At 61.9% G+C, this 22,188-nt stretch carries 18 protein-coding genes; 11 read left to right on the top strand and 7 right to left on the bottom strand.

Annotated elements, in window-relative coordinates; all coding sequences use genetic code 11:
• Positions 1-102: 102 nt before the first annotated feature.
• From sapA to sapF, 5 genes are read left to right on the top strand one after another with little or no spacing between them, the layout of a single operon-like run.
• Positions 103-1,752, top strand: coding sequence for an ABC transporter substrate-binding protein SapA (sapA, locus tag H7A77_RS17475; protein ID WP_033643238.1), 1,650 nt, complete (start codon positions 103-105; stop codon positions 1,750-1,752).
• Complete coding sequence (gene sapB, locus H7A77_RS17480; protein WP_004930575.1) at positions 1,749-2,714, top strand: putrescine export ABC transporter permease SapB; 966 nt, start codon at positions 1,749-1,751, stop codon at positions 2,712-2,714. Before sapA ends, sapB begins: the two co-directional genes overlap by 4 nt.
• Entirely contained in the window at positions 2,701-3,591 is an 891-nt protein-coding gene (gene sapC / locus H7A77_RS17485; RefSeq protein WP_004930580.1) for a putrescine export ABC transporter permease SapC, read from the top strand. Before sapB ends, sapC begins: the two co-directional genes overlap by 14 nt.
• Positions 3,591-4,583: a putrescine export ABC transporter ATP-binding protein SapD gene (gene sapD / locus H7A77_RS17490; RefSeq protein WP_182074454.1), complete on the top strand. Its 993-nt coding sequence runs from the start codon at positions 3,591-3,593 to the stop codon at positions 4,581-4,583. The genes sapC and sapD overlap by 1 nt, the downstream gene beginning before the upstream one ends.
• Before the next feature lies 1 nt (position 4,584).
• Complete coding sequence (sapF, locus tag H7A77_RS17495) at positions 4,585-5,397, top strand: putrescine export ABC transporter ATP-binding protein SapF (protein WP_016927550.1); 813 nt, start codon at positions 4,585-4,587, stop codon at positions 5,395-5,397.
• 145 nt (positions 5,398-5,542) lie between these two features.
• Here sapF and H7A77_RS17500 read toward each other — a convergent pair whose 3' ends face one another.
• Positions 5,543-5,800 carry a hypothetical protein gene (locus H7A77_RS17500; RefSeq protein WP_004930590.1) on the bottom strand — a complete coding sequence of 86 codons (258 nt, stop codon included), beginning with the start codon at positions 5,798-5,800 and terminating at the stop codon, positions 5,543-5,545.
• A 17-nt stretch (positions 5,801-5,817) separates the two neighbouring features.
• Here H7A77_RS17500 and H7A77_RS17505 point away from each other — a divergent pair, with 17 nt between their 5' ends.
• Positions 5,818-7,002, top strand: coding sequence for a peroxidase-related enzyme (locus tag H7A77_RS17505; protein ID WP_182074455.1), 1,185 nt, complete (start codon positions 5,818-5,820; stop codon positions 7,000-7,002).
• A gap of 42 nt (positions 7,003-7,044) precedes the next feature.
• Here the strand turns inward: H7A77_RS17505 and H7A77_RS17510 are convergent, their stop codons facing one another.
• Together H7A77_RS17510 and dacD are read right to left on the bottom strand one after the other, a co-directional pair.
• Positions 7,045-7,950, bottom strand: coding sequence for a LysR family transcriptional regulator (locus H7A77_RS17510; RefSeq protein ID WP_033650272.1), 906 nt, complete (start codon positions 7,948-7,950; stop codon positions 7,045-7,047).
• Between the two features lie 64 nt (positions 7,951-8,014).
• Complete coding sequence (gene dacD / locus H7A77_RS17515) at positions 8,015-9,184, bottom strand: serine-type D-Ala-D-Ala carboxypeptidase DacD (RefSeq protein WP_182074456.1); 1,170 nt, start codon at positions 9,182-9,184, stop codon at positions 8,015-8,017.
• Positions 9,185-9,466: 282 nt separating this feature from the next.
• Here dacD and H7A77_RS17520 point away from each other — a divergent pair, with 282 nt between their 5' ends.
• The gene (locus H7A77_RS17520) at positions 9,467-11,773 is read left to right on the top strand and encodes an FdhF/YdeP family oxidoreductase (protein WP_047026021.1); all 2,307 of its coding nucleotides are present in this window, start codon (positions 9,467-9,469) and stop codon (positions 11,771-11,773) included.
• A gap of 15 nt (positions 11,774-11,788) precedes the next feature.
• On the opposite strand, the gene H7A77_RS17525 is transcribed toward H7A77_RS17520, so the two are convergent.
• The gene (locus H7A77_RS17525) at positions 11,789-12,643 is read right to left on the bottom strand and encodes a LysR family transcriptional regulator (protein ID WP_047026020.1); all 855 of its coding nucleotides are present in this window, start codon (positions 12,641-12,643) and stop codon (positions 11,789-11,791) included.
• Between the two features lie 99 nt (positions 12,644-12,742).
• Here H7A77_RS17525 and gloA point away from each other — a divergent pair, with 99 nt between their 5' ends.
• Positions 12,743-13,270, top strand: a complete 528-nt coding sequence (gene gloA / locus H7A77_RS17530; RefSeq protein ID WP_019452681.1) for a lactoylglutathione lyase — start codon at positions 12,743-12,745, stop codon at positions 13,268-13,270.
• 186 nt (positions 13,271-13,456) lie between these two features.
• On the top strand, positions 13,457-15,391 hold the full coding sequence (locus H7A77_RS17535; protein WP_033643246.1) for an exoribonuclease II: 1,935 nt from the start codon (positions 13,457-13,459) through the stop codon (positions 15,389-15,391).
• A gap of 74 nt (positions 15,392-15,465) precedes the next feature.
• On the opposite strand, the gene H7A77_RS17540 is transcribed toward H7A77_RS17535, so the two are convergent.
• Together H7A77_RS17540 and H7A77_RS17545 are read right to left on the bottom strand one after the other, a co-directional pair.
• Positions 15,466-16,776, bottom strand: a complete 1,311-nt coding sequence (locus tag H7A77_RS17540) for an MFS transporter (protein ID WP_182074457.1) — start codon at positions 16,774-16,776, stop codon at positions 15,466-15,468.
• Between the two features lie 30 nt (positions 16,777-16,806).
• Entirely contained in the window at positions 16,807-17,970 is a 1,164-nt protein-coding gene (locus tag H7A77_RS17545; RefSeq protein ID WP_182074458.1) for a M20 aminoacylase family protein, read from the bottom strand.
• A 384-nt stretch (positions 17,971-18,354) separates the two neighbouring features.
• Between H7A77_RS17545 and H7A77_RS17550 the strand changes: the two genes are divergently transcribed.
• On the top strand, positions 18,355-20,421 hold the full coding sequence (locus tag H7A77_RS17550) for a carbon starvation CstA family protein (RefSeq protein ID WP_182074459.1): 2,067 nt from the start codon (positions 18,355-18,357) through the stop codon (positions 20,419-20,421).
• Positions 20,422-20,469: 48 nt separating this feature from the next.
• Here H7A77_RS17550 and fsa read toward each other — a convergent pair whose 3' ends face one another.
• Positions 20,470-21,135 carry a fructose-6-phosphate aldolase gene (gene fsa / locus H7A77_RS17555; protein WP_033643250.1) on the bottom strand — a complete coding sequence of 222 codons (666 nt, stop codon included), beginning with the start codon at positions 21,133-21,135 and terminating at the stop codon, positions 20,470-20,472.
• 149 nt (positions 21,136-21,284) lie between these two features.
• Here fsa and H7A77_RS17560 point away from each other — a divergent pair, with 149 nt between their 5' ends.
• Positions 21,285-22,184 (top strand): glycyl-radical enzyme activating protein, encoded by a 900-nt coding sequence (locus H7A77_RS17560; protein WP_072627570.1) that lies wholly within the window; start codon positions 21,285-21,287, stop codon positions 22,182-22,184.
• The last annotated feature ends 4 nt before the right edge of the window (positions 22,185-22,188 follow it).

Here is a 22,188-nt window from a genome sequence, read left to right on the forward strand (position 1 = left end):
ATTAATCAAGTCGCAGAAAACTCAGCGATTTTGCTCAATGGATTGGGCTGCTGGTCAGAGTGCGATACACTAACGCTATTGCTGATTAACCCATGAGCCTCTATGCGTGGTTTACCCTTTTGGATACTGTCGTTGTGCCTGACGGGCTCTGCCCTGGCCGCGACAACACCGCCCGCGCCCAGCGCGGCGCCGCTGCCGGACATTCGCCAGAGCGGCTTTGTTTATTGCGTCAGCGGCATACTGAATACCTTCAACCCGCAAATGGCCAGCAGCGGCCTGACGGTGGATACCCTGGCCGCCCAGCTGTACGATCGCCTGCTGGACGTCGACCCCTACACCTATCGCCTGATCCCCGAGCTGGCGCAGAGCTGGGAGGTGCTGGACAACGGCGCCACCTACCGCTTCCATCTGCGCAAGGACGTGCCGTTTCAGACCACCGCCTGGTTCACGCCCACCCGCAAGATGAACGCCGACGACGTGGTATTCAGCTTCGCCCGCGTATTCGATCAGAAACACCCGTATCACGACGTGAACGGCGGCGAATACCCCTATTTCGACAGTCTGCAGTTCGGCGATTCGGTGCAGAGCGTGAGAAAGCTCGACGACTATACGGTGGAGATTCGCCTGCAGTCGCCGGACGCCTCGTTCCTGTGGCACCTGGCGACCCACTACGCGCCGGTGCTGTCCGCCGAGTACGCCGATCTGCTGACGCGTGAGGGCCATCAGGAGCTGATCGACCGCGAGCCGGTCGGCAGCGGCCCGTTCCTGCTCAACGAATACCGCTCGGGGCAATATATTCGCCTGGCGCGCAACGCCGCCTACTGGAAAGGGCTGCCGCGCATGCCGCAGGTGGTGATCGATCTGGGCGCCGGCGGCACCGGCCGCCTCTCCAAGCTGCTGACCGGCGAATGCGACGTGCTGGCTTATCCGGCGGCCAGCCAGCTGTCTATCCTGCGCGACGATCCGCGCCTGCGCCTGACGCTGCGTCCGGGGATGAATATCGCCTATCTGGCGTTCAACACCCGCAAACCGCCGCTCGACAACCTCAATGTGCGCCAGGCGATCTCGCTGGCGATCAACAACCAGCGGTTGATGCAGTCTATCTATTACGGCACGGCGGAAACCGCCGCCTCGATCTTGCCGCGCGCCTCCTGGGCCTATGACAACGACGCGCACGTCACCGAGTACGATCCGGCCAAATCTCGCGAGATGCTGCGGCAGGCCGGCGTCGGCCAGCTGAACCTGAAGCTGTGGGTGCCGACCGCCTCCCAGTCTTACAACCCGAGCCCGCTGAAAACCGCCGAGCTGATCCAGGCCGACCTCGGCCAGGTGGGCATCAACGTCACCATCGTGCCGGTGGAGGGTCGCTTCCAGGAAGCGCGCCTGATGGAGATGAACCACGATCTGACCCTGACCGGCTGGGCCACCGACAGCAACGATCCGGACAGCTTCTTCCGGCCGCTGCTGAGCTGCGCGGCAATCCGTTCGCAAACCAACTATGCTCACTGGTGTGACCCGAGCTTCGACGAAGTGCTGCAGAACGCGCTGCTGTCGCAGCAGCTGTCTCAGCGCATCGACAACTACCGCAAGGCGCAGAAAATCCTCGAGCAGCAATTGCCGGTGCTGCCGCTGGCGTCTTCCCTGCGCCTGCAGGCCTATCGTTACGACATCAAGGGATTGGTGCTGAGCCCGTTCGGCAACGCCTCGTTCGCCGGGGTGTACCGTGAATCCGCGCCGGAGGTGAAAAAGTGATTATCTTTACCCTGCGCCGCATTCTGCTGCTGCTGATCACGCTGTTCTTCCTGACGCTGGTCAGCTTCAGCCTGAGCTATTTCACGCCGCGCGCGCCGCTGAACGGCGCCGCCCTGCTGGACGCCTATCAATTCTACTTCGTCAGCCTGCTGCACTGGGACTTCGGCGTCTCCAGCATCAACGGCCAGGCGATCAGCGAACAGCTGCGCGAAGTGTTCCCGGCCACCATGGAACTGTGCCTGCTGGCCTTCGCCCTGGCGCTGTTTATCGGCATTCCGCTGGGCATCATCGCCGGCGTGCTGCGCGGCAAGTGGCAGGACACCGCCATCAGCACCTTCGCGCTGCTGGGCTTTTCGATGCCGGTGTTCTGGCTGGCGCTGCTGCTGATGCTGTTCTTCTCGCTGCATCTCGGCTGGCTGCCGGTTTCCGGCCGTTTCGATCTGCTGTATCAGGTGAAGCCCATCACCGGTTTCGCGCTGATCGACGCCTGGCTGTCGGACTCGCCGTATCGCGCCGAGATGATCGGCAGCGCCCTGCGTCACATGATCCTGCCGATCGCCGCGCTGGCGGTGGCGCCCACCACCGAAGTGGTGCGGCTGATGCGCATCAGCACCGACGACGTGCTGAGCCAAAACTACATCAAGGCCGCCGCCACCCGCGGCCTGTCGCGCTTCACCATCATTCGTCGCCACGTGTTGCACAACGCGCTGCCGCCGATCGTGCCCAAACTGGGGCTGCAGTTCTCCACCATGCTCACGCTGGCGATGATCACCGAAGTGGTGTTCAGCTGGCCGGGCCTCGGCCGGTGGCTGATCAACGCCATTCGCCAACAGGACTATGCGGCGATCTCCGCCGGCGTGATGGTGGTCGGCACGCTGGTGATCACCATTAACGTTCTGGCCGACATTCTGGGTGCGGCAACCAACCCGCTGAAACATAAGGAATGGTATGCCCTTCGATAACGTATACCGCGAGAAAAAGATGCCGAGCCCGCTGCGCTACACCTGGCGGATTTTCTACGGCGACGCGCTGGCGATGATCGGTTTTTACGGCGTGATCGCCCTGTTGCTGCTGTCGCTGTTCGGCAGCCTGCTGGCGCCCTACGCGCTGGATCAGCAGTTCCTCGGCTATCAACTGCTGCCGCCGTCCTGGTCGCGCTACGGCAACGTGTCGTTCTTCCTCGGCACCGACGATCTCGGGCGCGACATCCTCAGCCGCCTGTTGACCGGCACCGCCGCCACCTTCGGTTCCGCGCTGGCGGTGACGCTGGCCGCGGCGTTCTGCGGCGTGATCCTCGGCGTGTTCGCCGGCGTCACCCATGGGCTACGCTCGGCGGTGCTCAACCACATCCTCGATACTCTGCTGTCGATTCCGTCGCTACTGCTGGCGATCGTGGTGGTGGCGTTTATCGGCCCCAAACTTGAACACGCCATGCTGGCGGTGTGGCTCGCCTTGTTGCCGCGCATGGTGCGCACCATCTACAGCGCGGTGCACGACGAACTGGAGAAAGAGTACGTGGTGGCGGCCCGGCTTGACGGCGCCTCCACGCTGCAGATCCTGTGGTACGCGGTCATGCCGAACATCGCGGCGGTGCTGGTGACCGAGTTCACCCGCGCGCTGTCGATGGCCATTTTGGATATCGCCGCGCTCGGCTTCCTCGATCTCGGCGCGCAGTTGCCTTCGCCGGAATGGGGAGCGATGCTCGGCGATTCGCTCGAGCTGGTGTACGTCGCGCCCTGGACGGTGATGCTGCCCGGCGCGGCCATCCTCGTCAGCGTGCTGCTGGTTAACCTGTTGGGCGACGGTATGCGCCGCGCAATCAATGCCGGGGTGGAATAATGCCGTTACTCGATATCCGCAATTTGACGATTGAATTTATGACCGCCGAAGGGCCGGTCAAGGCGGTCGATCGCGTCAGCATGACGCTGACCGAGGGCGAAGTGCGCGGGCTGGTGGGCGAATCGGGCTCCGGCAAGAGCCTGATCGCCAAGGCCATCTGCGGCGTAACCAAAGACAACTGGCGCGTTACCGCCGATCGCTTTCGTTTCGACGACATCGATCTGCTGCAGCTGAGCCCGCGCGAGCGGCGCAAGCTGGTGGGCCACAACGTCTCAATGATCTTCCAGGAGCCGCAGTCCTGTCTCGACCCTTCCGAGAGCATCGGCCGTCAGCTTGCGCAGGCCATCCCGGGCTGGACCTATAAGGGCCACTGGTGGCAGCGCTTCAACTGGCGCAAACGCCGCGCCATCGAATTACTGCACCGCGTCGGCATCAAGGATCATGACGACATCATGGGCAGCTTCCCGTACGAGCTGACGGAAGGCGAGTGCCAGAAAGTGATGATCGCCATCGCGCTGGCCAACCAACCGCGCCTGCTGATCGCCGATGAGCCGACCAACGCCATGGAACCGACCACGCAGGCGCAGATTTTCCGTCTGTTGGCGCGCCTCAACCAGAACAACAACACCACCATTCTGCTGATCAGCCACGACCTGCAGATGATGAGCAAGTGGGCCGATCGAGTGAACGTGCTGTACTGCGGGCAAACGGTGGAGAGCGCCCAGTGCGAAGAGTTGCTGGCGGCGCCGCACCACCCTTACACCCAGGCGCTGATCCGCGCCATGCCGGACTTCGGCCGCTCGCTGCCGCACAAAAGCCGGTTGAATACGCTGCCGGGCGCCATTCCTTCGCTGGAAAACCTGCCGATCGGCTGTCGCCTGGGGCCGCGCTGCCCTTACGCGCAGAAGAAGTGCATCGAAACGCCGCGCCTGCGCCCGGTCAAAAACCACTTCTTCGCCTGCCACTTCCCGCTGAACATGGAGGAGCAATAACATGGAAACGCTGTTGGAAGTGCGCAACCTGAGCAAAACCTACCGCTACCGCACCGGGCTGTTTCGCCGCCAGCACGTCGAGGCGGTGAAATCAGTCAGCTTTACCCTGCGCGAAGGCCAGACGCTGGCGGTGATCGGCGAGAACGGCTCCGGCAAATCCACGCTGGCGAAGATGCTCTCCGGCATGGTGGAACCCACCGCCGGCGAGCTGCTGATCGACGATCATCCGCTGGCGTTCGGCGATTATCGTTACCGCAGCCAGCGTATTCGCATGATTTTTCAGGATCCGAGCACCTCGCTCAACCCGCGCCAGCGCATCGGCCAGCTGCTGGATGCGCCGCTGCGGCTGAACACCGATCTTGAGCCCGCCGAGCGCGAGCAGCGCATCAACCAAACGCTGCGCCAGGTCGGCATGCTGCCGGATCACGCCTACTACTATCCGCACATGCTGGCTTCCGGGCAAAAACAGCGCGTCGCGCTGGCCCGCGCACTGATCCTGCAACCGAAGGTGATCGTCGCCGATGAGGCGCTGGCGTCGCTGGACATGTCGATGCGCTCGCAAATCATCAACCTGATGCTGGAGCTGCAGGAAAAACACGGCATTTCCTATATTTATGTCACCCAGCACCTCGGCATGATGAAGCATATCAGCGACCAGGTGCTGGTGATGCACGAAGGGGAAATCGTCGAGCGCGGCAGCACCGCGGAGGTGTTGGCGGCGCCGCTGCACGAATTGACCAAGCGCCTTATCGCCAGCCACTTCGGCGAAGCGTTGACCGCCGATGCCTGGCGGCGCGACGGCGGCCGCTTCTGAGTCACGCCTTCACCTCAAACCCGCTGCGGCGGGTTTTTTATCGCCTTGCGCTCCTGCCGCTTAGCAAGAAAGCGCACATGCAAATTACATTCTTGTTATATATCCTTATATTTTATTCCTTTCAGTTATTGATTAGTCCGTAACATTATTTTATCTCGCCAGGGCGATCGGTGAGGATATCCCCTACGTTGCACTTCTCATACGACAGGATATCGCACTGATGAACAGCATTCGCCATCGCCGCCTTACGCAGTTTCTGCTCACGCTGGCAGCCGGTTTTTCTGTTTACGGCCACGCCCTCTGCTGTGATGAGCTGCGCTAAAACCGCCTTTCGCCCCGCCTGCGGGCATGTTGCCTCTTTGTCCAGCCGACGCTGCCGCGCGCAGCGGCGGCTGTTGATCATGATTAAGGATTGACCCTATGGAACGACTCCGTCGACAACATAATGCCCAGTGGTATCACGAAACCCAAAGCAGCGTGCGGGGCGATGCGCCGCTGGAACCCCAGGCGGCCACCCTTCGCGATCGCTTTCTGCTGGGGCTGGGCGCCTTCGCCGATGAAGCCTTAAACAATGCGCTCAGCGCTCGCGCCGGGGTGTTCAGCGCCTCGTTGGCCGGTTACCACGCGCTGTTTCCCGACCAGGTGCCGCTGTCACGATACGTGACATTGTCACCCTACGATCGCCTCAGCACCGCGCTGACCGTCGCTCAGGTGACGGGCGTGCAATCGCTTTGTAGCCACTACGCCGCCCGCCTCGCCCCGCTGCACAGCCCGGACGCCTCCCGGGAAAGCAACATCCGCCTTGCTCAGATCACCCAATATGCCCGCCAGCTTGCCAGCCAGCCCACGCTGATTTGCCGCAAGGCGCTGCAACAGCTCGCCGACGTCGGGCTGAGCCCGGCGGATATTGTCACCTTTTCGCAGGTGATCGGTTTTGTCAGCTATCAAGCGCGCGTGGTCGCCGGCGTCGCGGCGTTGGCCGGCCGCCCGGCGGTGGTGGTGTCCGGCTTTCCTAACGTCGAAGACGCCGATGGCATCGCTTTCAGCGCCGACGAACTGAATTGGTCTGCCCGCCTGCCGCCGATCGACGCGGAAACCGCCGCCGCCGAACAGCTTGATGTGTTGGATCAAAGTCACCCGCAGGCGCGCGCCGAATCTTATTATTTGCTGTTAGCCCACGACGCCGCCACCCTGCGCGAGCGCAACGGGGTGTTCAACGGCATCAATGCCGAAGGATATGGGTTATCGAGTCGCCTCAAGGCGCTGGCGACGCTGGCGGTCTCGCGCATCAACGGCAGCCGTTACTGCGCGGCCACCGTCGCGCAAGAATTGCAGGATGAGGGATTGGTTCAGGCGCTGTTCGCCGGGCTGCCTCAGGGGCTGGCGTATACCGAAGATTCGGTAAAACTCGCAGTGATGCGCACCGCCGCCGAGCTGACTCGCGCACCTGAGAAGTTCACCCCGCAGAGCGTGCAGCCGCTGTTCAACAGCGGCCTGGATCAGGCGCAGGCGCTGGAGGTGATCCTCACCGTCGCGCTCTACGCCTGGGAAAACCGCCTGCGCCAAACGCTGGGCGATGCGGAATCTTTCAGCGCTATCGACTGAATACCACTACGCGGCTAATACTGGCCGCAATACATTCTTCCTTCAGATATTTTGCCGCCGCAACCACTCGCTGGCGGCATCGAAAAACTTCTGCGCCAACGGCGTGGCGCGCTCTGACATATCGACCACCACCGCCGCATGACGCGGCATGGCGGCGATGGCCACCGGACGCCGCTGCAATGCCGGCATCAGCGGCGATTGCAGTTGGCCGCGCGGGAACAACCCGCAGCCCAACCCGACGAAAATCCCCTCCAGCAGTTGGAAGATCGAGGTAGTTTCCAGCCGCGGGTGCAGCGTCAATCCAGCGTCGCGGAAATGCTGATCGAGATAGCGGCGGAAATAACGCGTCGGCTCGGCCAGACACAGCGGCAAGGCAGCCACCGCCTCCAGCGGCAACGGCGCATCCCCCACCAGCTTAGGGAAATGCTGCGGATGAAACACCAGCTCGACGCCGGTTTCCACCAGCGGCTGCGATTGGAAATGCAGTTCTTTCAAGGTCGACAGCTCGAAAAAGCCGATGCCGATATCTACGGTGTGCGCCGTCAGCGCCTCCAGCAGCTGATCGGCGCTCAGCACCGCCAACCGATAATCAAGATGGGGATAACGTTCGCTGACCGCCTTGAGCATTTCCGCCACCGAGATGCTGCACTGCGGCACCACGCCGAGGCGCAACGTGCCGTGCAAGCCGTGCTTGAGCGACTCCACCTCCAGTTTCAGCCCTTGGTAGACCGAGACGATCTCGCGCGCCCACGCCAACACCCGTTCGCCCTCGGCGGTAAAGCCGCCGAAATGGTTGCCGCGGTTAATCAGCGAAACGCCCAGTTCTTTTTCCAGATTTTTCAATCGCATGGACAGCGTCGGCTGGCTGACGAAGCTGGCTTCCGCCGCCCGGCCGAAGTGGCGCTCCCGTTCTAAATTACACAGATAAATCAGTTGTTTAATATCCATAGCGCGGCTCAATGATCGGCATTCGCACCAGTATACCACCGGGCGCCGCCGCCCGCCCGGTGAGTCAGAGTTTGAGCTTCACGTAATCCGCCAAGCGCGAGAACACGCCGCCCTGCGGCACCGCCCGCAGCGCCACCAGCGGCAGGGTTTTCACCACCTGGCCATTGTCGCTGATGCGGATCTCGCCGACGATTTGTCCTTTGTTGATCGGCGCTTCCAGCCGCGCAACGTTGAGCACGTACTGCGCCTTCAGCTTGTCCGCCTCGTTTTTCGGCAGGCTGAGCGACTGGTCCTGCGCGCTGCCGACCGGCAAGCGGTGGCTTTCACCATACCAGATCGGCTCTTCCCCCAGGCTCTGGCCGGCGCTGAACAGGTGTACCGTGCTAAAGTCGCGCAGCCCCCAGCTCAGCAGCTTGCGCGCCTGTTCCTCGCGGCCTTTTGAACTTTTGCCGCCCATCACCACGGCGATCAGACGGCGATCTCCTTCGGTGGCGGAAGCGATGATGTTGAAGCCGGCCGAGGCGGTGTGTCCGGTTTTCAGGCCGTCGACGTGCAGGGTCTTGTCCCACAGCAGGCCGTTGCGGTTCTGCTGCGTGATGCCGTTCCAGGTCAGCGATTTCTCGCTGTACATATGGTATTCCGCCGGCTCGCTCATGATGATGGCGCGCGCAATCACCGCCAGATCGCCGGCGGTGGTGAACTGGCCCGGCGCATCCAGCCCGTGCACCGTTTCAAAATGCGTGTTCTGCAATCCCAGCTGCGCGCTCTTCTCGTTCATCAGCTTGACGAAGTTGGCCTGGCTGCCCGCCACATAGTCCGCCATCGCCACGCAGGCGTCGTTGCCGGAATCGATGATGATGCCGCGGCTGAGATCGCGTACCGTGACCCTGTCACCAGGCTTCAGGAACATCAGCGAGGAGCCTTTGAACACCGGGTTGCCCTGCGCCCAGGCGTCTTTCCCCACGGTGACGACATCGTCGAGGCCAATCTTATGCTCATCGAGCGCATGATCGATCACCAAACCGGTCATCAGTTTGGTCAGGCTGGCCGGATTGCGCCGCTCGTCGGCATTGCCGGCAGCCAGCACCTGGCCGGTGGTGTAATCCATCAATACGTAAGAGGCGGCGTCTATCGCCGGTGGAGTCATGGTGGGAAAATGGGACGCCGTTTCCGCCGCCTGCGCCGCTAAAGGCAGTAAGATACCGCCGATCACCACTGATACTGAACGCTTCACGCTGTGTTCCTCAGGCCCGCAGGCTAAATAAAATGCCAATATAATCCGCGAGATAGACTGCATGAATTCACTTTCAGGCGAAACCATTACTCTTTTGCAGCGGGTGTCTTTATGCAACCATTTGTTTAGGTCAGCGTCCGCCTGCGATAGATATGCTCTATGCCGCCATTGCCCCATTCGATTAGACGCCTGCCTGCCGCGCCCCTAAACTTGTGACATAAATACGCAAGACGCATAAAAAAGCGTTTACTTTTTAGCTACAACCACCTGCGAAGTGTCACCATGAAATTCAAACCGTCAATCAAGCCTTATACCGGCCCAGCGGGCGGCTGGGGTTCGCTTGAAGCCACCACCCGCTTTGTCCTCGACAGTAAACAAACCCTAAAAAACATGCGCAACCTGATGCGCGTCAACAAGGCGCGCGGCTTCGACTGCCCCGGTTGCGCCTGGGGCGACGACAACCACAGCACCTTCAGCTTCTGTGAAAACGGCGCCAAGGCGGTCAGTTGGGAAGCGACGCGCAGCGCCGTCGAGCCAGAGTTCTTCGCCGCGCACAGCGTCAGCACCCTGCAACAGCAGAGCGACTATTTCCTCGAATATCAGGGGCGCCTCACGCATCCGATGCGCTACAACGCCGAAACCGACCACTATGAGCCTATTCATTGGCCGGACGCGCTGGCGCTGATCGCCAGGCACATCAACGCAATGGACAACCCGAATCAAATCGAGCTGTATACCTCGGGCCGCGCCAGCAACGAAGCGTCGTACCTTTATCAACTGTTCGGCCGCATGCTCGGCACCAGCAATTTCCCCGACTGCTCCAACATGTGTCACGAGGCGAGCGGCGTCGGGCTGAAGCAAAGCATCGGCGTCGGCAAAGGCACCATCCGCATCGATGACTTCGAAAAAGCCGACGCCATCTTCGTGTTCGGTCAAAACCCCGGCACCAACCACCCGCGCATGCTGCACAGCCTGAAAAACGCCGCCCGACGCGGCGCGCGCATCGTCAGTTTCAACACCCTGCGCGAGCGCGGGCTGGAAAGATTCGCCGATCCGCAGGATCCGGTGCAGATGCTGACGCCCAAATCCTCGCCGATCAGCTCCTCCTATTACCAACCGAATCTGGGCGGCGATATGGCGGCGGTGCGCGGCATGGTGAAAGCGCTGCTGGAAACCCACCGCCAGCGGCTGGCCGCCGGTGAGCCACCCCTGTTCGACCTGGCGTTTATCGAACGGCACAGCGTCGGCGTGGAGGCATACCTGGCGCAGGTGGATGCGACCGAGTGGCGGGCCATTACCGCACAATCGGGCCTGAGCGAAGCGCAATTGCGCCAGGCGGCGGCCACTTACCAGGGCGCCGAGCGAGTGATCTGCACCTGGGCGATGGGCGTGACTCAGCATAAGCACTCGATTGCGACGGTGCGTGAAATCACCAACCTGCAACTGCTGTTCGGGCAACTGGGCAAACCGGGCGCCGGTCTGTGCCCGGTGCGCGGCCACAGCAACGTCCAGGGCAACCGCACCATGGGGATTGACGAGAAGTCGCCCAAGGCGCTGCTCGACAGCCTGGAACGCCACTTTAACTTCACCGCCAATCGCGCGGTGGGCCACAACACGGTGGAAGCGATCGAAGCGATGTTGCGCGGCGAAGTGAAAGTGCTGATCGCGCTGGGCGGCAATCTGGCCGCCGCGGCGCCGGACACCGAGCGCACCGCCCGCGCCCTGCGCAACTGTGATTTGACGGTACACATCAGCACCAAACTTAACCGCAGCCACCTGGTGACCGGCAAAGACGCGTTGATCCTACCAACGCTGGGCCGCACCGAATTGGACATGCAGGCCAGCGGCTCGCAGTACATCACGGTCGAAGATTCTTTCAGCATGGTTCACGCTTCGGAAGGCATCGGCAAACCGCTGGCGGATACCCAAAGATCGGAAACGGCGATCGTCTGCGGCATCGCCGACGCGGTGCTGGGCACGCAGCAGCTGGACTGGCTGGAGTTGGCCGACGACTACTCGCTGATCCGCGATCATATCGCCGCCACCATTCCCGGCTTTGAGGATTTCAACCGTCGCTGCGAGCAGCCCGGCGGATTCTACCTGGGCAATGCCGCCGCCGAACTGCGCTTCGCCACGCCGAGCGGCAAGGCGGAATTCAGCGCCGCCGCGCTGCCGGCGACCCTGTTCCCGCAACTGGGCGACGTGCAAGCGCCGTTTACCCTGCAAACGCTGCGCTCGCACGATCAGTACAACACCACCATCTATGGTCTGGATGACCGCTACCGCGGCGTTTACGGCCAGCGCGAAGTGTTGTTCATCCATCCGGAAGATCTGGCGGCGCTGGGCCTGCAGGATGGCGAACGGGTTGAGATAGAGACTCTGTGGAACGATGGCGTGGTGCGTAAAGTGGACGGATTCAAGCTGGTGAGTTACGACATTCCGCGTGGCAACCTGGCGGCCTACTACCCGGAAACCAACCCGCTGGTGCCGCTGGCCAGCTTCGGCGACGGCACCGGCACCCCGACGTCGAAGTCGATCCCGGTGGCGATTCGCCGCAGCGAACAGCAACCCTCGCTGCGCATTGCCTGAAAACGCGCGCCCGGTTCACGCCGGGCGCTTCAATATCGCCAGGATGGTCTGTAATTCGTCGGACAGCTGATGCCGTCGCCAGACGAAGTACAGATCGCTCACGCCCTCCTCGCCCATTTCCACCACCTTCAGCCCCGGAGCGGGCAAAATCTGCGGCAGCAAAGAACCCGGCACGCAGGCGACGCCGCAACCTGCCTGCACGCAGGCCGCCATCGCGGCATAAGACTCCATTTCCAGCGTCATGCGCGGTTTCAGCCCGCGCGAGGCCAGCCAGTGATCCACCTTCAGGCGGAACGAGCATTCTCGGCTGAACGTGTAAAATTCCAGCGCCGCCAGCGTGGCGGCATCGGGCTGCCCGGCATCGGCCGGCATCAGCATCACCAGCCGTTCGTCAAACGCCTTTTGGCTGGCCAGCAACGGATGTTCAATCGGGCCGTCGGTGATCGCCAGATCGAGGGTACTGTCGATCAGCATGCGCTCCAGCACCAATGAATCGCGGCTGAGCACGTTGATCTGCAGATGGGGTTGTAAACGGCGCAGCCGGGCGATGCGCGCCGGCAAATGGCTGACCAGCGAGAAATCCAGCGCCCCGAGGTTCAGCAGCCCATGCTGATGTTCTCCGGCGAACAGCTGCTTGCTGCGCTCCGCCTGCGCCACGATGTCGCGCGCCTGTTGGTAGAACAGCCGGCCTTTGGGATTGACGTACAGCCGGTTCTTGTCACGGAAAAACAGCTCGCCGCCCAGCGACTCCTCTAGTTCGCGCAGCCGCAGCGTGACGTTGGAAGGCACGCAGTGCAGCTCGCGGGCGGCGGCGGCGATGGTTTTGTGTTCCACCACGGTGCAGAAAAACTTCAACTGGCTCAGCTTCATCTATCATTCACTTTTAGTTAGCGTTTTAGTTAGAAACAATTACTTTAGATTAGCATCGATTTCACCTACAGTCTGTCGACACCCTGAGGAGGATCACTGATGCCACTGAATGATTTACTGACGCTGCCCGGCGTGGCGGCCCAACCGGACGCGGTAACCGACGGTTACGTGTTCAACCACACCATGATCCGCGTGAAAGACCTGACCAAAGCGCTGGATTTCTACACTCGCGTACTGGGTTTTACCCCGGTCTATCTGGAAGAATTCAAAGAGGCCGCCTTCACCATCTGCTACCTGACGCGCAGCCCGCGAGAGCAGATCCCGCAGGATGACGACGAACGCAAACGCTGGGCGCTGAGCCAACCGGGCATTCTCGAGCTGACCCATAACCACGGCACCGAAAATCAGGCGGATTTCCATTACCACAACGGCAACGGCGAGCCGCGCGGCTTTGGCCACCTGTGCGTCACGGTGCCGGACGTGCGCGCCGCCTGCGAGCGTTTTGAGCGCCTGGGCGTCACCTTCCAGAAACGCCTGCATGAAGGCCGCATGAACTACGTCGCGTTCATTCGCGATCCGGACGATTACTGGATTGAAATCCTGCAGCCGACGCCGCTGCAGGACTGATTGCCCCCCTCCTTCACCCCGGCCTGCGCGCCGGGGTTTTTCATCGTTCGCCCTTCGATTGACCAATCTTGCGCAAAATCGCGCGGCAACGCGGGGTTCCGTGACGTTAGGCTTGCTCGCAGCGGGTGATTCGCGTAAAACTGTCAGCCGCAAATCTTGCCACTCACAACCCATTCACTGGACGATATGTTTCAAGATAACCCGCTGCTGGCGCAGCTAAAACAGCAACTTCACTCTCAGACCCCGCGCGTTGAAGGCGTAGTGAAAGGGACTGAGAAAGGCTTTGGCTTTCTTGAAGTAGACGGTCAAAAAAGCTACTTCATTCCGCCGCCGTACATGAAGAAAGTCATGCACGGGGATCGCATTATCGCCACCCTGCACACCGAGAAAGAGCGCGAAATCGCCGAGCCGGAAACCCTGGTCGAGCCGTTCCTGTCGCGCTTTGTCGGCCGCGTGCAAAAGCGCGACGATCGTCTGTCCATCGTGCCCGATCATCCGTTGCTGAAAGACGCGATTCCGTGCCGCCCGGTGCGTGAACTGACCCACAACTTCCAGGCCGGCGACTGGGCGGTGGCGGAAATGCGCCGCCATCCGCTGAAAGGCGATCGCGGCTTCAACGCCGACCTGACCCAGTTTATCACCGACGGTGAAGACCATTTCGCCCCGTGGTGGGTGACGCTGGCGCGTCACAACCTGGAAAAAGAGGCGCCGGAGATGCAGGCCCTCAGCGAGCCGGACTCTGAGCTGGTGCGTGAAGATCTGACCGCGCTCGAATTCGTGACCATCGACAGCGCCAGCACCGAAGACATGGACGATGCGCTGTACGTGACCGACAACGGTGACGGTTCGCTGCAGTTGACCATCGCCATCGCCGATCCTACTGCCTACGTAGAACAAGGCAGCAAGCTGGACGATATCGCCCGCGTGCGCGCCTTCACCAACTATCTGCCGGGCTTCAACATCCCGATGCTGCCGCGCGATCTGTCGGACAACCTGTGCTCGCTGCGCCCTAACGAGCGCCGTCAGGTGCTGGCTTGCCGCGTGACCATCGCCGCCGACGGCGCGCTGGGCGAAGATATTCAGTTCTTCGCTGCCGAGATCGAATCCAAAGCCAAACTGGTGTACGACGAAGTCTCCGACTGGCTGGACGGCATTGCCGGCTGGCAACCGCCGAGCGACGCCATCGCGCAACAGATCACCCTGCTGAAACGCGTTTGCGACGCGCGCAACGCCTGGCGCCACCAGCATGCGCTGGTATTCAAAGATCGCCCGGACTACCGCTTCGTGCTGGGTGAAAAAGGCGACGTGCTGGAGATCGTTACCGAGCAGCGCCGCAGCGCCAACCGCATCGTTGAAGAGTGCATGATCGCCGCCAACGTCTGCGCCGCCATCGTGCTGCGCGATCGCCTGGGCTTCGGCGTGTACAACGTGCACACCGGTTTCGATCCTGCGCTGGTTGAGCAAGCGGTCACCGTACTGCAGGCCAACGGCGTCGAAGCCGAAGCCGAGAAGCTGCTGACCCTCGACGGTTTCTGCGAACTGCGCCGCCACCTGGATGCGCAGCCGACCCAGTTCCTCGACAGCCGCATCCGCCGCTTCCAGACCTTCGCCGAGATCAGCACTACGCCGGGGCCACACTTCGGTCTGGGGCTGGAGGCTTACGCCACCTGGACATCGCCGATCCGTAAATACGGCGATATGGTCAACCACCGCCTGCTGAAGGCGATCATCAACCAGCAGCCGGCGGAAAAACCGCAGGATGACGTGACGGTGCAGCTGGCGGAACGCCGCCGTCTGAATCGCATGGCGGAACGCGACGTCGGCGACTGGCTGTACGCCCGCTTCCTGCAGGACAAGGCCGGTACCGATACCCGCTTCAACGCCGAGATCATCGACGTGACACGCGGCGGCCTGCGCGTGCGCCTGCTGGACAACGGCGCGGTTGCCTTCATCCCGGCGCCGTTTATTCACGCGGTGCGTGACGAGATGCAGTGCAGCCAGGAAACCGGCACCGTGCAGATCAAAGGCGAAGTGGTTTATCGCCAGAGCGATACCTTGCAGGTCACCATCGCCGAAGTGCGCATGGAAACCCGCAGCGTGATCGCCCGGCCGGCGGCCTGAACGCCAGCCTGAAACGGTAGCGACGCCAAACGCCGACGGTGAAAACCGCCGGCGTTTTTTTTCGCCCGCACTCGCTAACGCAATGGATCGCCGCCGGTTTCACGCAGCAATGGCAGCACCGCCAACGAAGCCAGCGTCGCCAGCATCAGGTAGACGGCGGGCGCCAGCAGCGAGCCGCTCAACGCGATCGACTGCGAGGCGATATATTGGGCGAAGCCGCCGAAAATCGCCACGCCGAGGCTGTAGACCAACGCAAACCCCAATGCGCGAATGCGCTGCGGAAACAGCTCCGAAATCATCAGCATGGTCGGCACCGAGCCGAGCGTGGTCAATCCGACCAATATCGCGACAATCAGCAGCAGCACCGCCGGATGCGGCGCGGCGCTCAGCCACCAAAACGCCGGCAAGGCCACGATCAAGATAGCGATGCGCGAGCCTCGGATCAGTGGCAGGCGGCCATAGCGATCGCACCAGTGCCCGACTAACAGGCTGCCGCCGAAGGTCACCAGCCCCGCCAGCAGCATCGCGGCGTAGCCGTAGGCTTGCGGCATGCCTAAGTATTTCACCGCGTAAGTGCCGAGATAATACATCGAGATGTAAGTGGCGACGGTGGCGCCAATGGTCAGCATCACGCCGAGCGCCACCGCCCGCGAGTGCCGTCGCAGCTGCGCCGGCGGTTCATGAGCCCGCGACACCGGCGGCCGGTCGCTTTCCAATCCGATACGCAGCCAGCAACCGAGCGGCGCCAGCGCCACGCCGATAAAGAACGGAATGCGCCATCCCCACTCGGCCATGGCGTTCGGCTCGCCGGAGATCGCCGGCAACGCCGCGCTGAGCGCCAGCGCGGTGACGCCGCCGACCACGGTGGCGATGCCCTGCGTCGCCAGCGACCAACTGGAATAGAAGCCTCGCCGGTTAGGTGGCGCCGACTCCACCAGCAACGACATCGATGCGCCCACCTCGCCCCCCGCCGCCACGCCCTGGATCAAACGCGCCGCCACCAGCGTGACGGTTCCCCAATAACCGGCGCTGGCGTAGGTCGGCGCAAAGCCGATCATCGCCGTGCCGAGGCTCATCAGTGAAATCGTCAGGATCATCGCCGGCTTGCGGCCATGGCGATCGGCATAGGCGCCGATCAGAATGCCGCCCAGCGGCCGCATGAAAAAACTGACGCCAAACGTGGCGAACGCCAACAGCAACGCCAAATTGGGATCGCTCGAGGGGGGAAAAAACAATACGCTGATATAAATAACGAAGAAGTTATAGATACCGAAATCGAAAAACTCCAGCGCATTGCCGAAGGAGGCGGCAAATATCACTTTCTTGCCGCCTACCCTCGCGGGCGCGTTTATTGTTGATTGCGTCGCCGCCGTATTTTCACTCATCATTATCTTCCCTGTTATTATTCTTCGAATTTATTTTAAATACGCTTCCGCCAACGCTCCCCAATACTGGCTGCCGGCCGCCAGACACCCATCGTTAAAGTCATATCCCGGGTTATGCACCATGCAGCTTCCTTCGCCGTCGCCGTTGCCGATGATCAGGTAGCAGCCTTGCGGATGCGCATCGAGCATAAAGGCGAAGTCTTCGCTGCCCATCAGCGGTTTGGCGCCGTAGTGTGCGCGGGCGGCGCCGAACTGCTGCTGCGCCACGCGATGGGCGAAACGGGTCATCGCTTCGTCGTTGACCAACACCGGCGTGCCGTTAACGTGTTCCACCACCGCGTGGGCGCCGAAGCTTGCCGCCTGCGCCTCGATCAGCGCCGGAATGCGCGCCAGCAGGGTTGCGCGTGCCTGACGATCCAGAGAGCGTACGCTGAGCTTCATCTCCGCGCTGTCCGGGATCACGTTGGCCGCCTCGCCGGCCTTGATGCTGCCAACGGTGATCACCGCCGCTTCCAGCGGATCGATATTGCGCGAGACGATGCTCTGCAGCGCGACGGTGATATGCGAGGCCACCAACACCGGATCAACCGCCAGCTGAGGGATGGCGCCGTGGCCGCCGCGCCCCTGCACCCGCACGTTGAACTGATCCATCGAGGCCATAAACGGACCGTGTTGGAAGAAGAACTCACCGAGCGGCATCCCCGGCATGTTGTGCATAGCGAAGATGGCATCGCAGGGGAAGCGTTCGAACAGCCCCTGTTCCACCATGCGCGCGCCGCCGTTCAGCATCTCTTCCGCCGGCTGGAAAATCAGATGCAGCGTGCCGTTGAAACGGCGGGTTTGCGCCAGGTAGCGGGCGGCGCCGAGCAGCATAGTAGTATGGCCGTCATGGCCGCAGGCGTGCATGCGGTTGGCCACGCTGCTGCTCCAGGGTTTGCCGTTGTTTTCCTCGATCGGCAAGGCGTCCATATCGGCCCGCAGTCCGAGGCGTTTAACGCCGTCGCCCACCCGCAGCGTCCCCACCACGCCGGTGCCCGCCAATCCGCGGTGTACCTCATAGCCCCACGAGCTTAGATAATCCGCCACCAGATCGCTGGTGCGAAATTCTTCAAAACCCAACTCGGGATGCTGGTGAATATCATGCCGGATGGCCGTAAGCTGCGGTAAATACCCTTCAATGACTTTATTTATCATAATTAAATTCCTTTCGTAGCTTTATTATTTATTTAATGAATGAATAAAAGTGCGAATTGAAATAAAGGTATAACACGGCATGAGTAATTTTATTTTGGCGCGCCTCGCCAGATAAAATAATAGGCCGCCAGACGCCGTGCTCAGATAAAAAACGGCGATGATTCGCTGTATGCGAAGTGAAAGTGCAGAATGAACTTCTGCCGGAAAGCGCATGGGCCGCAGCCTGCGCCAGCGGTGTTTCATCACGTTGTTTTTACACTAAAACCCCACCTGCTTCACATTTCTCATCCGACCTGCCACGGTTCGGCGGCAAAACTTCTACTGTTAAAACGTCATTCCTAATAACAACGTCGATTTTACCTCTGCACGCCAAGGAGTTATTTCATGAGAAACATCAGGTCCGGATTTATCTGGCTGCTGGTGGCGTTGGTCGGCGCATTCGCCTTCGCCATGCTGGCGCTCAGCCGCGGCGAGCACGTCAACGCCGTCTGGCTGGTGGTCGCCGCCGTCGCTTGCTATAGCATCGCCTACCGCTTCTACAGCCGGTTCATCGCCGACAAGGTCTTTGAACTGGATGACCGCCGTCTGACCCCCGCCGAACGCCACAACGACGGCCTGGACTACGTGCCCACCAACAAATGGGTGCTGTTCGGCCACCACTTCGCCGCCATCGCCGGCGCCGGGCCGCTGGTGGGGCCGATTCTGGCCGCGCAGATGGGCTTCCTGCCGGGAACCATCTGGATCCTGGTCGGCGTTATGCTGGCCGGCGCGGTGCAGGATTTCCTGGTGCTGTTCATCTCCACACGCCGCGACGGACGTTCACTGGGGGAAATGGCCAAGCAAGAGCTGGGCGCATTCGCCGGGGTGATCACCATGCTCGGCGCGCTGGGGGTGATGATCATCATCCTGTCGGCGCTGGCGCTGGTGGTGGTAAAAGCCTTGGCCGACAGCCCGTGGGGGCTGTTCACCATCGCCGCCACCATCCCGATCGCCCTGTTCATGGGCATCTACATGCGCTTTATCCGGCCGGGCAAGATCGCTGAAATTTCGGTGATTGGCTTCGTGCTGATGCTGTTGGCGATCGTTTACGGCGGCAACGTGGCGCAAGATCCCTATTGGGGGCCGCTCTTCACGCTGCACGGCACCACCCTGACCTGGGTGCTGGTGATCTACGGCTTCGTCGCCTCGGTGCTGCCGGTGTGGCTGCTGCTGGCGCCGCGCGATTACCTTTCCACCTTTATGAAAATCGGCGTCATCATCGGTCTGGCCATCGGCATCGTCTTCGCCATGCCGGAGATGAAAATGCCGGCGGTCTCGCGCTTTATCGACGGCAGCGGCCCGGTGTTCGCCGGCGCCCTGTTCCCGTTCCTGTTCATCACCATCGCCTGCGGCGCCATTTCCGGCTTCCACGCGCTGGTCTCCAGCGGCACCACGCCCAAGCTGGTGGAACGCGAAAGCCACATCCGCTTTATCGGTTACGGCGCCATGCTGATGGAGTCTTTCGTCGCCATCATGGCGCTGATCTGCGCTTCGGTGCTGGATCCGGGCGTCTACTTCGCCATGAATTCACCGGCGGCGCTGATCGGCACCACGGTGGAAAATGCTTCGCAGGTCATTAACAGCTGGGGCTTTATCGTCACGCCGGAGACGCTGGCGCTGATCGCCAAAGAGGTGGGCGAGAACGCCATCCTGTCGCGCGCCGGCGGCGCCCCGACCTTCGCCGTGGGCATGGCGCACATCATCAGTGAGGTGTTCAACAGCCGGGCGATGATGGCGTTCTGGTACCACTTCGCCATTCTGTTCGAAGCGCTGTTCATCCTGACCGCCGTCGACGCCGGCACCCGCGCCTGCCGCTTTATGGTGCAGGATCTGGTGGGCGTGGCGGTGCCGCAGCTGGCCAATAACCGCTCCTGGTTCGGCAACCTGGCGGGCACCACGGTGGCGGTGGCCGGTTGGGGTTTCTTCGTGTATCAGGGCGTGGTCGATCCGCTCGGCGGCATCAATACCCTGTGGCCGCTGTTCGGTATCGGCAACCAGATGCTGGCGTCGATGGCGCTGATCCTCGGCACCGTGGTGCTGTTCAAGATGAAAAAGCAGCGCTACGCCTGGGTGACTATTCTGCCGACCGCCTGGCTGTTCGTGACCTCCATGACCGCCGGCTGGCAGAAGATCTTCCACGAAAAACCGAGCATCGGCTTCCTGGCGCAGGCGAAGAAGTTCTCCACCGGCATCGAGCAAGGCACGATCATTGCGCCGGCCAAATCGTTGAAAGACATGGAAACCATCGTGTTCAGCAACCAGATTAACGCCGCGCTGTGCGGGTTCTTTATGCTGGTGGCGGTGACCATGCTGATCGCCGCCTTCTTCGCGATCCGCCGGGCGCTGCGCGCCGAACAGCCGACGGCGCACGAGGTCGGCGCCGCGCTGAGGGAAGAGGCCGGCCGCAGCTAAACGAACCGAGCATCAAGCAAGGGCGCCGCGGCGCCCTTTTTACTGGCTTTAGCCTAACAGCGTGGAGCCGAACGCCCCTTGCCAATCCTGTTCGAATTTCTCGACCGCGGCCTGCACTGCCGGCGCGTTCAGGAACTGCTCCGCGACGTCCACCGGCAGCGTGATGGCCTGGCAGCCCGCCAACAGGCACTCCAGCGCCTGGCGCGGCGTTTTGAAACTGGCGGCCAGCACCTGCGCCGACGGCGCATGCAGGCTCAACAGCTGCTGCAGCTCGTGCACCATTTCGATGCCGTCGCCGCCCTGCGCGTCCACCCGGTTGACGTAAGGCGCCACATATTCCGCCCCGGCCAAAGCCGCCAACAGCCCCTGTGCAGCGCCGTACACCGCGGTGCCCAACGTCGGAATGGACATCGTTTTAAGCTTCTTGATCGCCGCCAGCCCTTCGGCGGTCGCCGGGATTTTCACCACCAGCCCCGGTACCCGCTGGCTGAGCAGCGCCGCCTCCGCCACCATACGTTCCGCATCGGTCGCCATCACCTGTGCAAACAGCTTGCCGGTGCCGCCGAGGGCGTCGCGCAGCGCGGGCAGCACTTCCCAGATCGGCTTGCCTTCCTTCGCCACGATGCTCGGGTTGGTGGTGACGCCGTGCAGCGGCAGAATGCGCGCCAGGCGTTTTACCGCGGTCACATCGGCGGTATCGAGATAAAGCTCCATCACGGACTCCTGTGTCATGTTCTGTAGGCGGATTCAAACTCTGATCATCATAGGGCAAAAACCGCGCTAACTTTTGATCAAAATCAATTCAACTTTCATTCGAAACATCTTTAATGGCGAAAGATACAGCAACGCCAAACGGGTGACTCATGATCTTCAATCTGCAGCGCTACTCGACCCATGACGGCCCGGGCATCCGCAGCGTGGTCTTTTTAAAAGGCTGCCCGCTGAGCTGCCGGTGGTGTCAGAACCCGGAAAGCCGCTCGCGCCACGCAGACCTGCTGTTTGACGAACGCCTGTGCCTGAGCGGCTGCACGCTGTGCGCCGAGCGTTGTCCGCAAGGGCTGCAACGCACCGCCGGGCCGTTGACGCTGCAACGCGAGCTGATTAGCGCAGACGATTATGCCGCCCTGGCCGCCGCCTGCCCGACCGGCGCGCTCAGCCTGTGCGGCAGCCCGATCAACCCCGACGATATCATGGCCGAGGTGATGCGGGATAAGCCTTTCTACCTGCGCAGCGGCGGCGGTTTAACGCTGTCCGGCGGCGAACCCTTTATGCAGCCGGACATCGCGGCGGAGCTGCTGCGGCGCGGCCGCGAGGCCGGCATCCACACCGCCGTCGAATCCTGCCTGCACGTCCCGTGGCGTTATATCGCCCCTTCGCTGCCGTGGCTGGATCTGCTGCTGGCCGATCTCAAACACACCGACGAAGCGCGCTTCAGAGCCTGGACCGGCGGTTCCGCCCGCCGGGTGATGAGCAATTTTCGTCGGCTGGCGGCGCACGGCGTACCAATGACCGTACGCGTGCCGCTGATCCCCGATTTCAACGCCGATCGCCGCTCTGTCCGTGCCATCGTCGACTTCGCCGCCGACGAGATCGGCGTGTCGGAGATCCACTTTCTGCCGTACCACACGCTTGGCATCAACAAGTACCACCTGCTCGGCGAACCCTACCATGCCGCCCGCACGCCACTGGACGCACCCGACCTGCTGGCCTTCGCCGAAGACTATGCCGGCGCCAAGGGCCTGACCGCCATTTTGCGAGGATAACACT

The organism is Serratia sp. ME47, from assembly GCF_903970925.1.
Lineage (GTDB): Bacteria > Pseudomonadota > Gammaproteobacteria > Enterobacterales > Enterobacteriaceae > Serratia > Serratia ureilytica.

What these genes read in the sequence shown, in the direction of transcription:
- sapF (WP_016927550.1), top strand. Translation starts at nt 4,585, where the DNA reads ATGGAAACGCTGTTGGAAGTGCGCAACCTGAGCAAAACCTACCGCTAC.
- sapA (WP_033643238.1), top strand. Translation starts at nt 103, where the DNA reads ATGCGTGGTTTACCCTTTTGGATACTGTCGTTGTGCCTGACGGGCTCT.
- sapC (WP_004930580.1), top strand. Translation starts at nt 2,701, where the DNA reads ATGCCCTTCGATAACGTATACCGCGAGAAAAAGATGCCGAGCCCGCTG.
- H7A77_RS17560 (WP_072627570.1), top strand. Translation starts at nt 21,285, where the DNA reads ATGATCTTCAATCTGCAGCGCTACTCGACCCATGACGGCCCGGGCATC.
- fsa (WP_033643250.1), bottom strand. Translation starts at nt 21,135, where the DNA reads ATGGAGCTTTATCTCGATACCGCCGATGTGACCGCGGTAAAACGCCTG.
- H7A77_RS17550 (WP_182074459.1), top strand. Translation starts at nt 18,355, where the DNA reads ATGAGAAACATCAGGTCCGGATTTATCTGGCTGCTGGTGGCGTTGGTC.
- H7A77_RS17510 (WP_033650272.1), bottom strand. Translation starts at nt 7,950, where the DNA reads ATGGATATTAAACAACTGATTTATCTGTGTAATTTAGAACGGGAGCGC.
- H7A77_RS17535 (WP_033643246.1), top strand. Translation starts at nt 13,457, where the DNA reads ATGTTTCAAGATAACCCGCTGCTGGCGCAGCTAAAACAGCAACTTCAC.
- H7A77_RS17500 (WP_004930590.1), bottom strand. Translation starts at nt 5,800, where the DNA reads ATGATCAACAGCCGCCGCTGCGCGCGGCAGCGTCGGCTGGACAAAGAG.
- sapD (WP_182074454.1), top strand. Translation starts at nt 3,591, where the DNA reads ATGCCGTTACTCGATATCCGCAATTTGACGATTGAATTTATGACCGCC.
- gloA (WP_019452681.1), top strand. Translation starts at nt 12,743, where the DNA reads ATGCCACTGAATGATTTACTGACGCTGCCCGGCGTGGCGGCCCAACCG.
- H7A77_RS17505 (WP_182074455.1), top strand. Translation starts at nt 5,818, where the DNA reads ATGGAACGACTCCGTCGACAACATAATGCCCAGTGGTATCACGAAACC.
- H7A77_RS17545 (WP_182074458.1), bottom strand. Translation starts at nt 17,970, where the DNA reads ATGATAAATAAAGTCATTGAAGGGTATTTACCGCAGCTTACGGCCATC.
- H7A77_RS17540 (WP_182074457.1), bottom strand. Translation starts at nt 16,776, where the DNA reads ATGAGTGAAAATACGGCGGCGACGCAATCAACAATAAACGCGCCCGCG.
- H7A77_RS17525 (WP_047026020.1), bottom strand. Translation starts at nt 12,643, where the DNA reads ATGAAGCTGAGCCAGTTGAAGTTTTTCTGCACCGTGGTGGAACACAAA.
- H7A77_RS17520 (WP_047026021.1), top strand. Translation starts at nt 9,467, where the DNA reads ATGAAATTCAAACCGTCAATCAAGCCTTATACCGGCCCAGCGGGCGGC.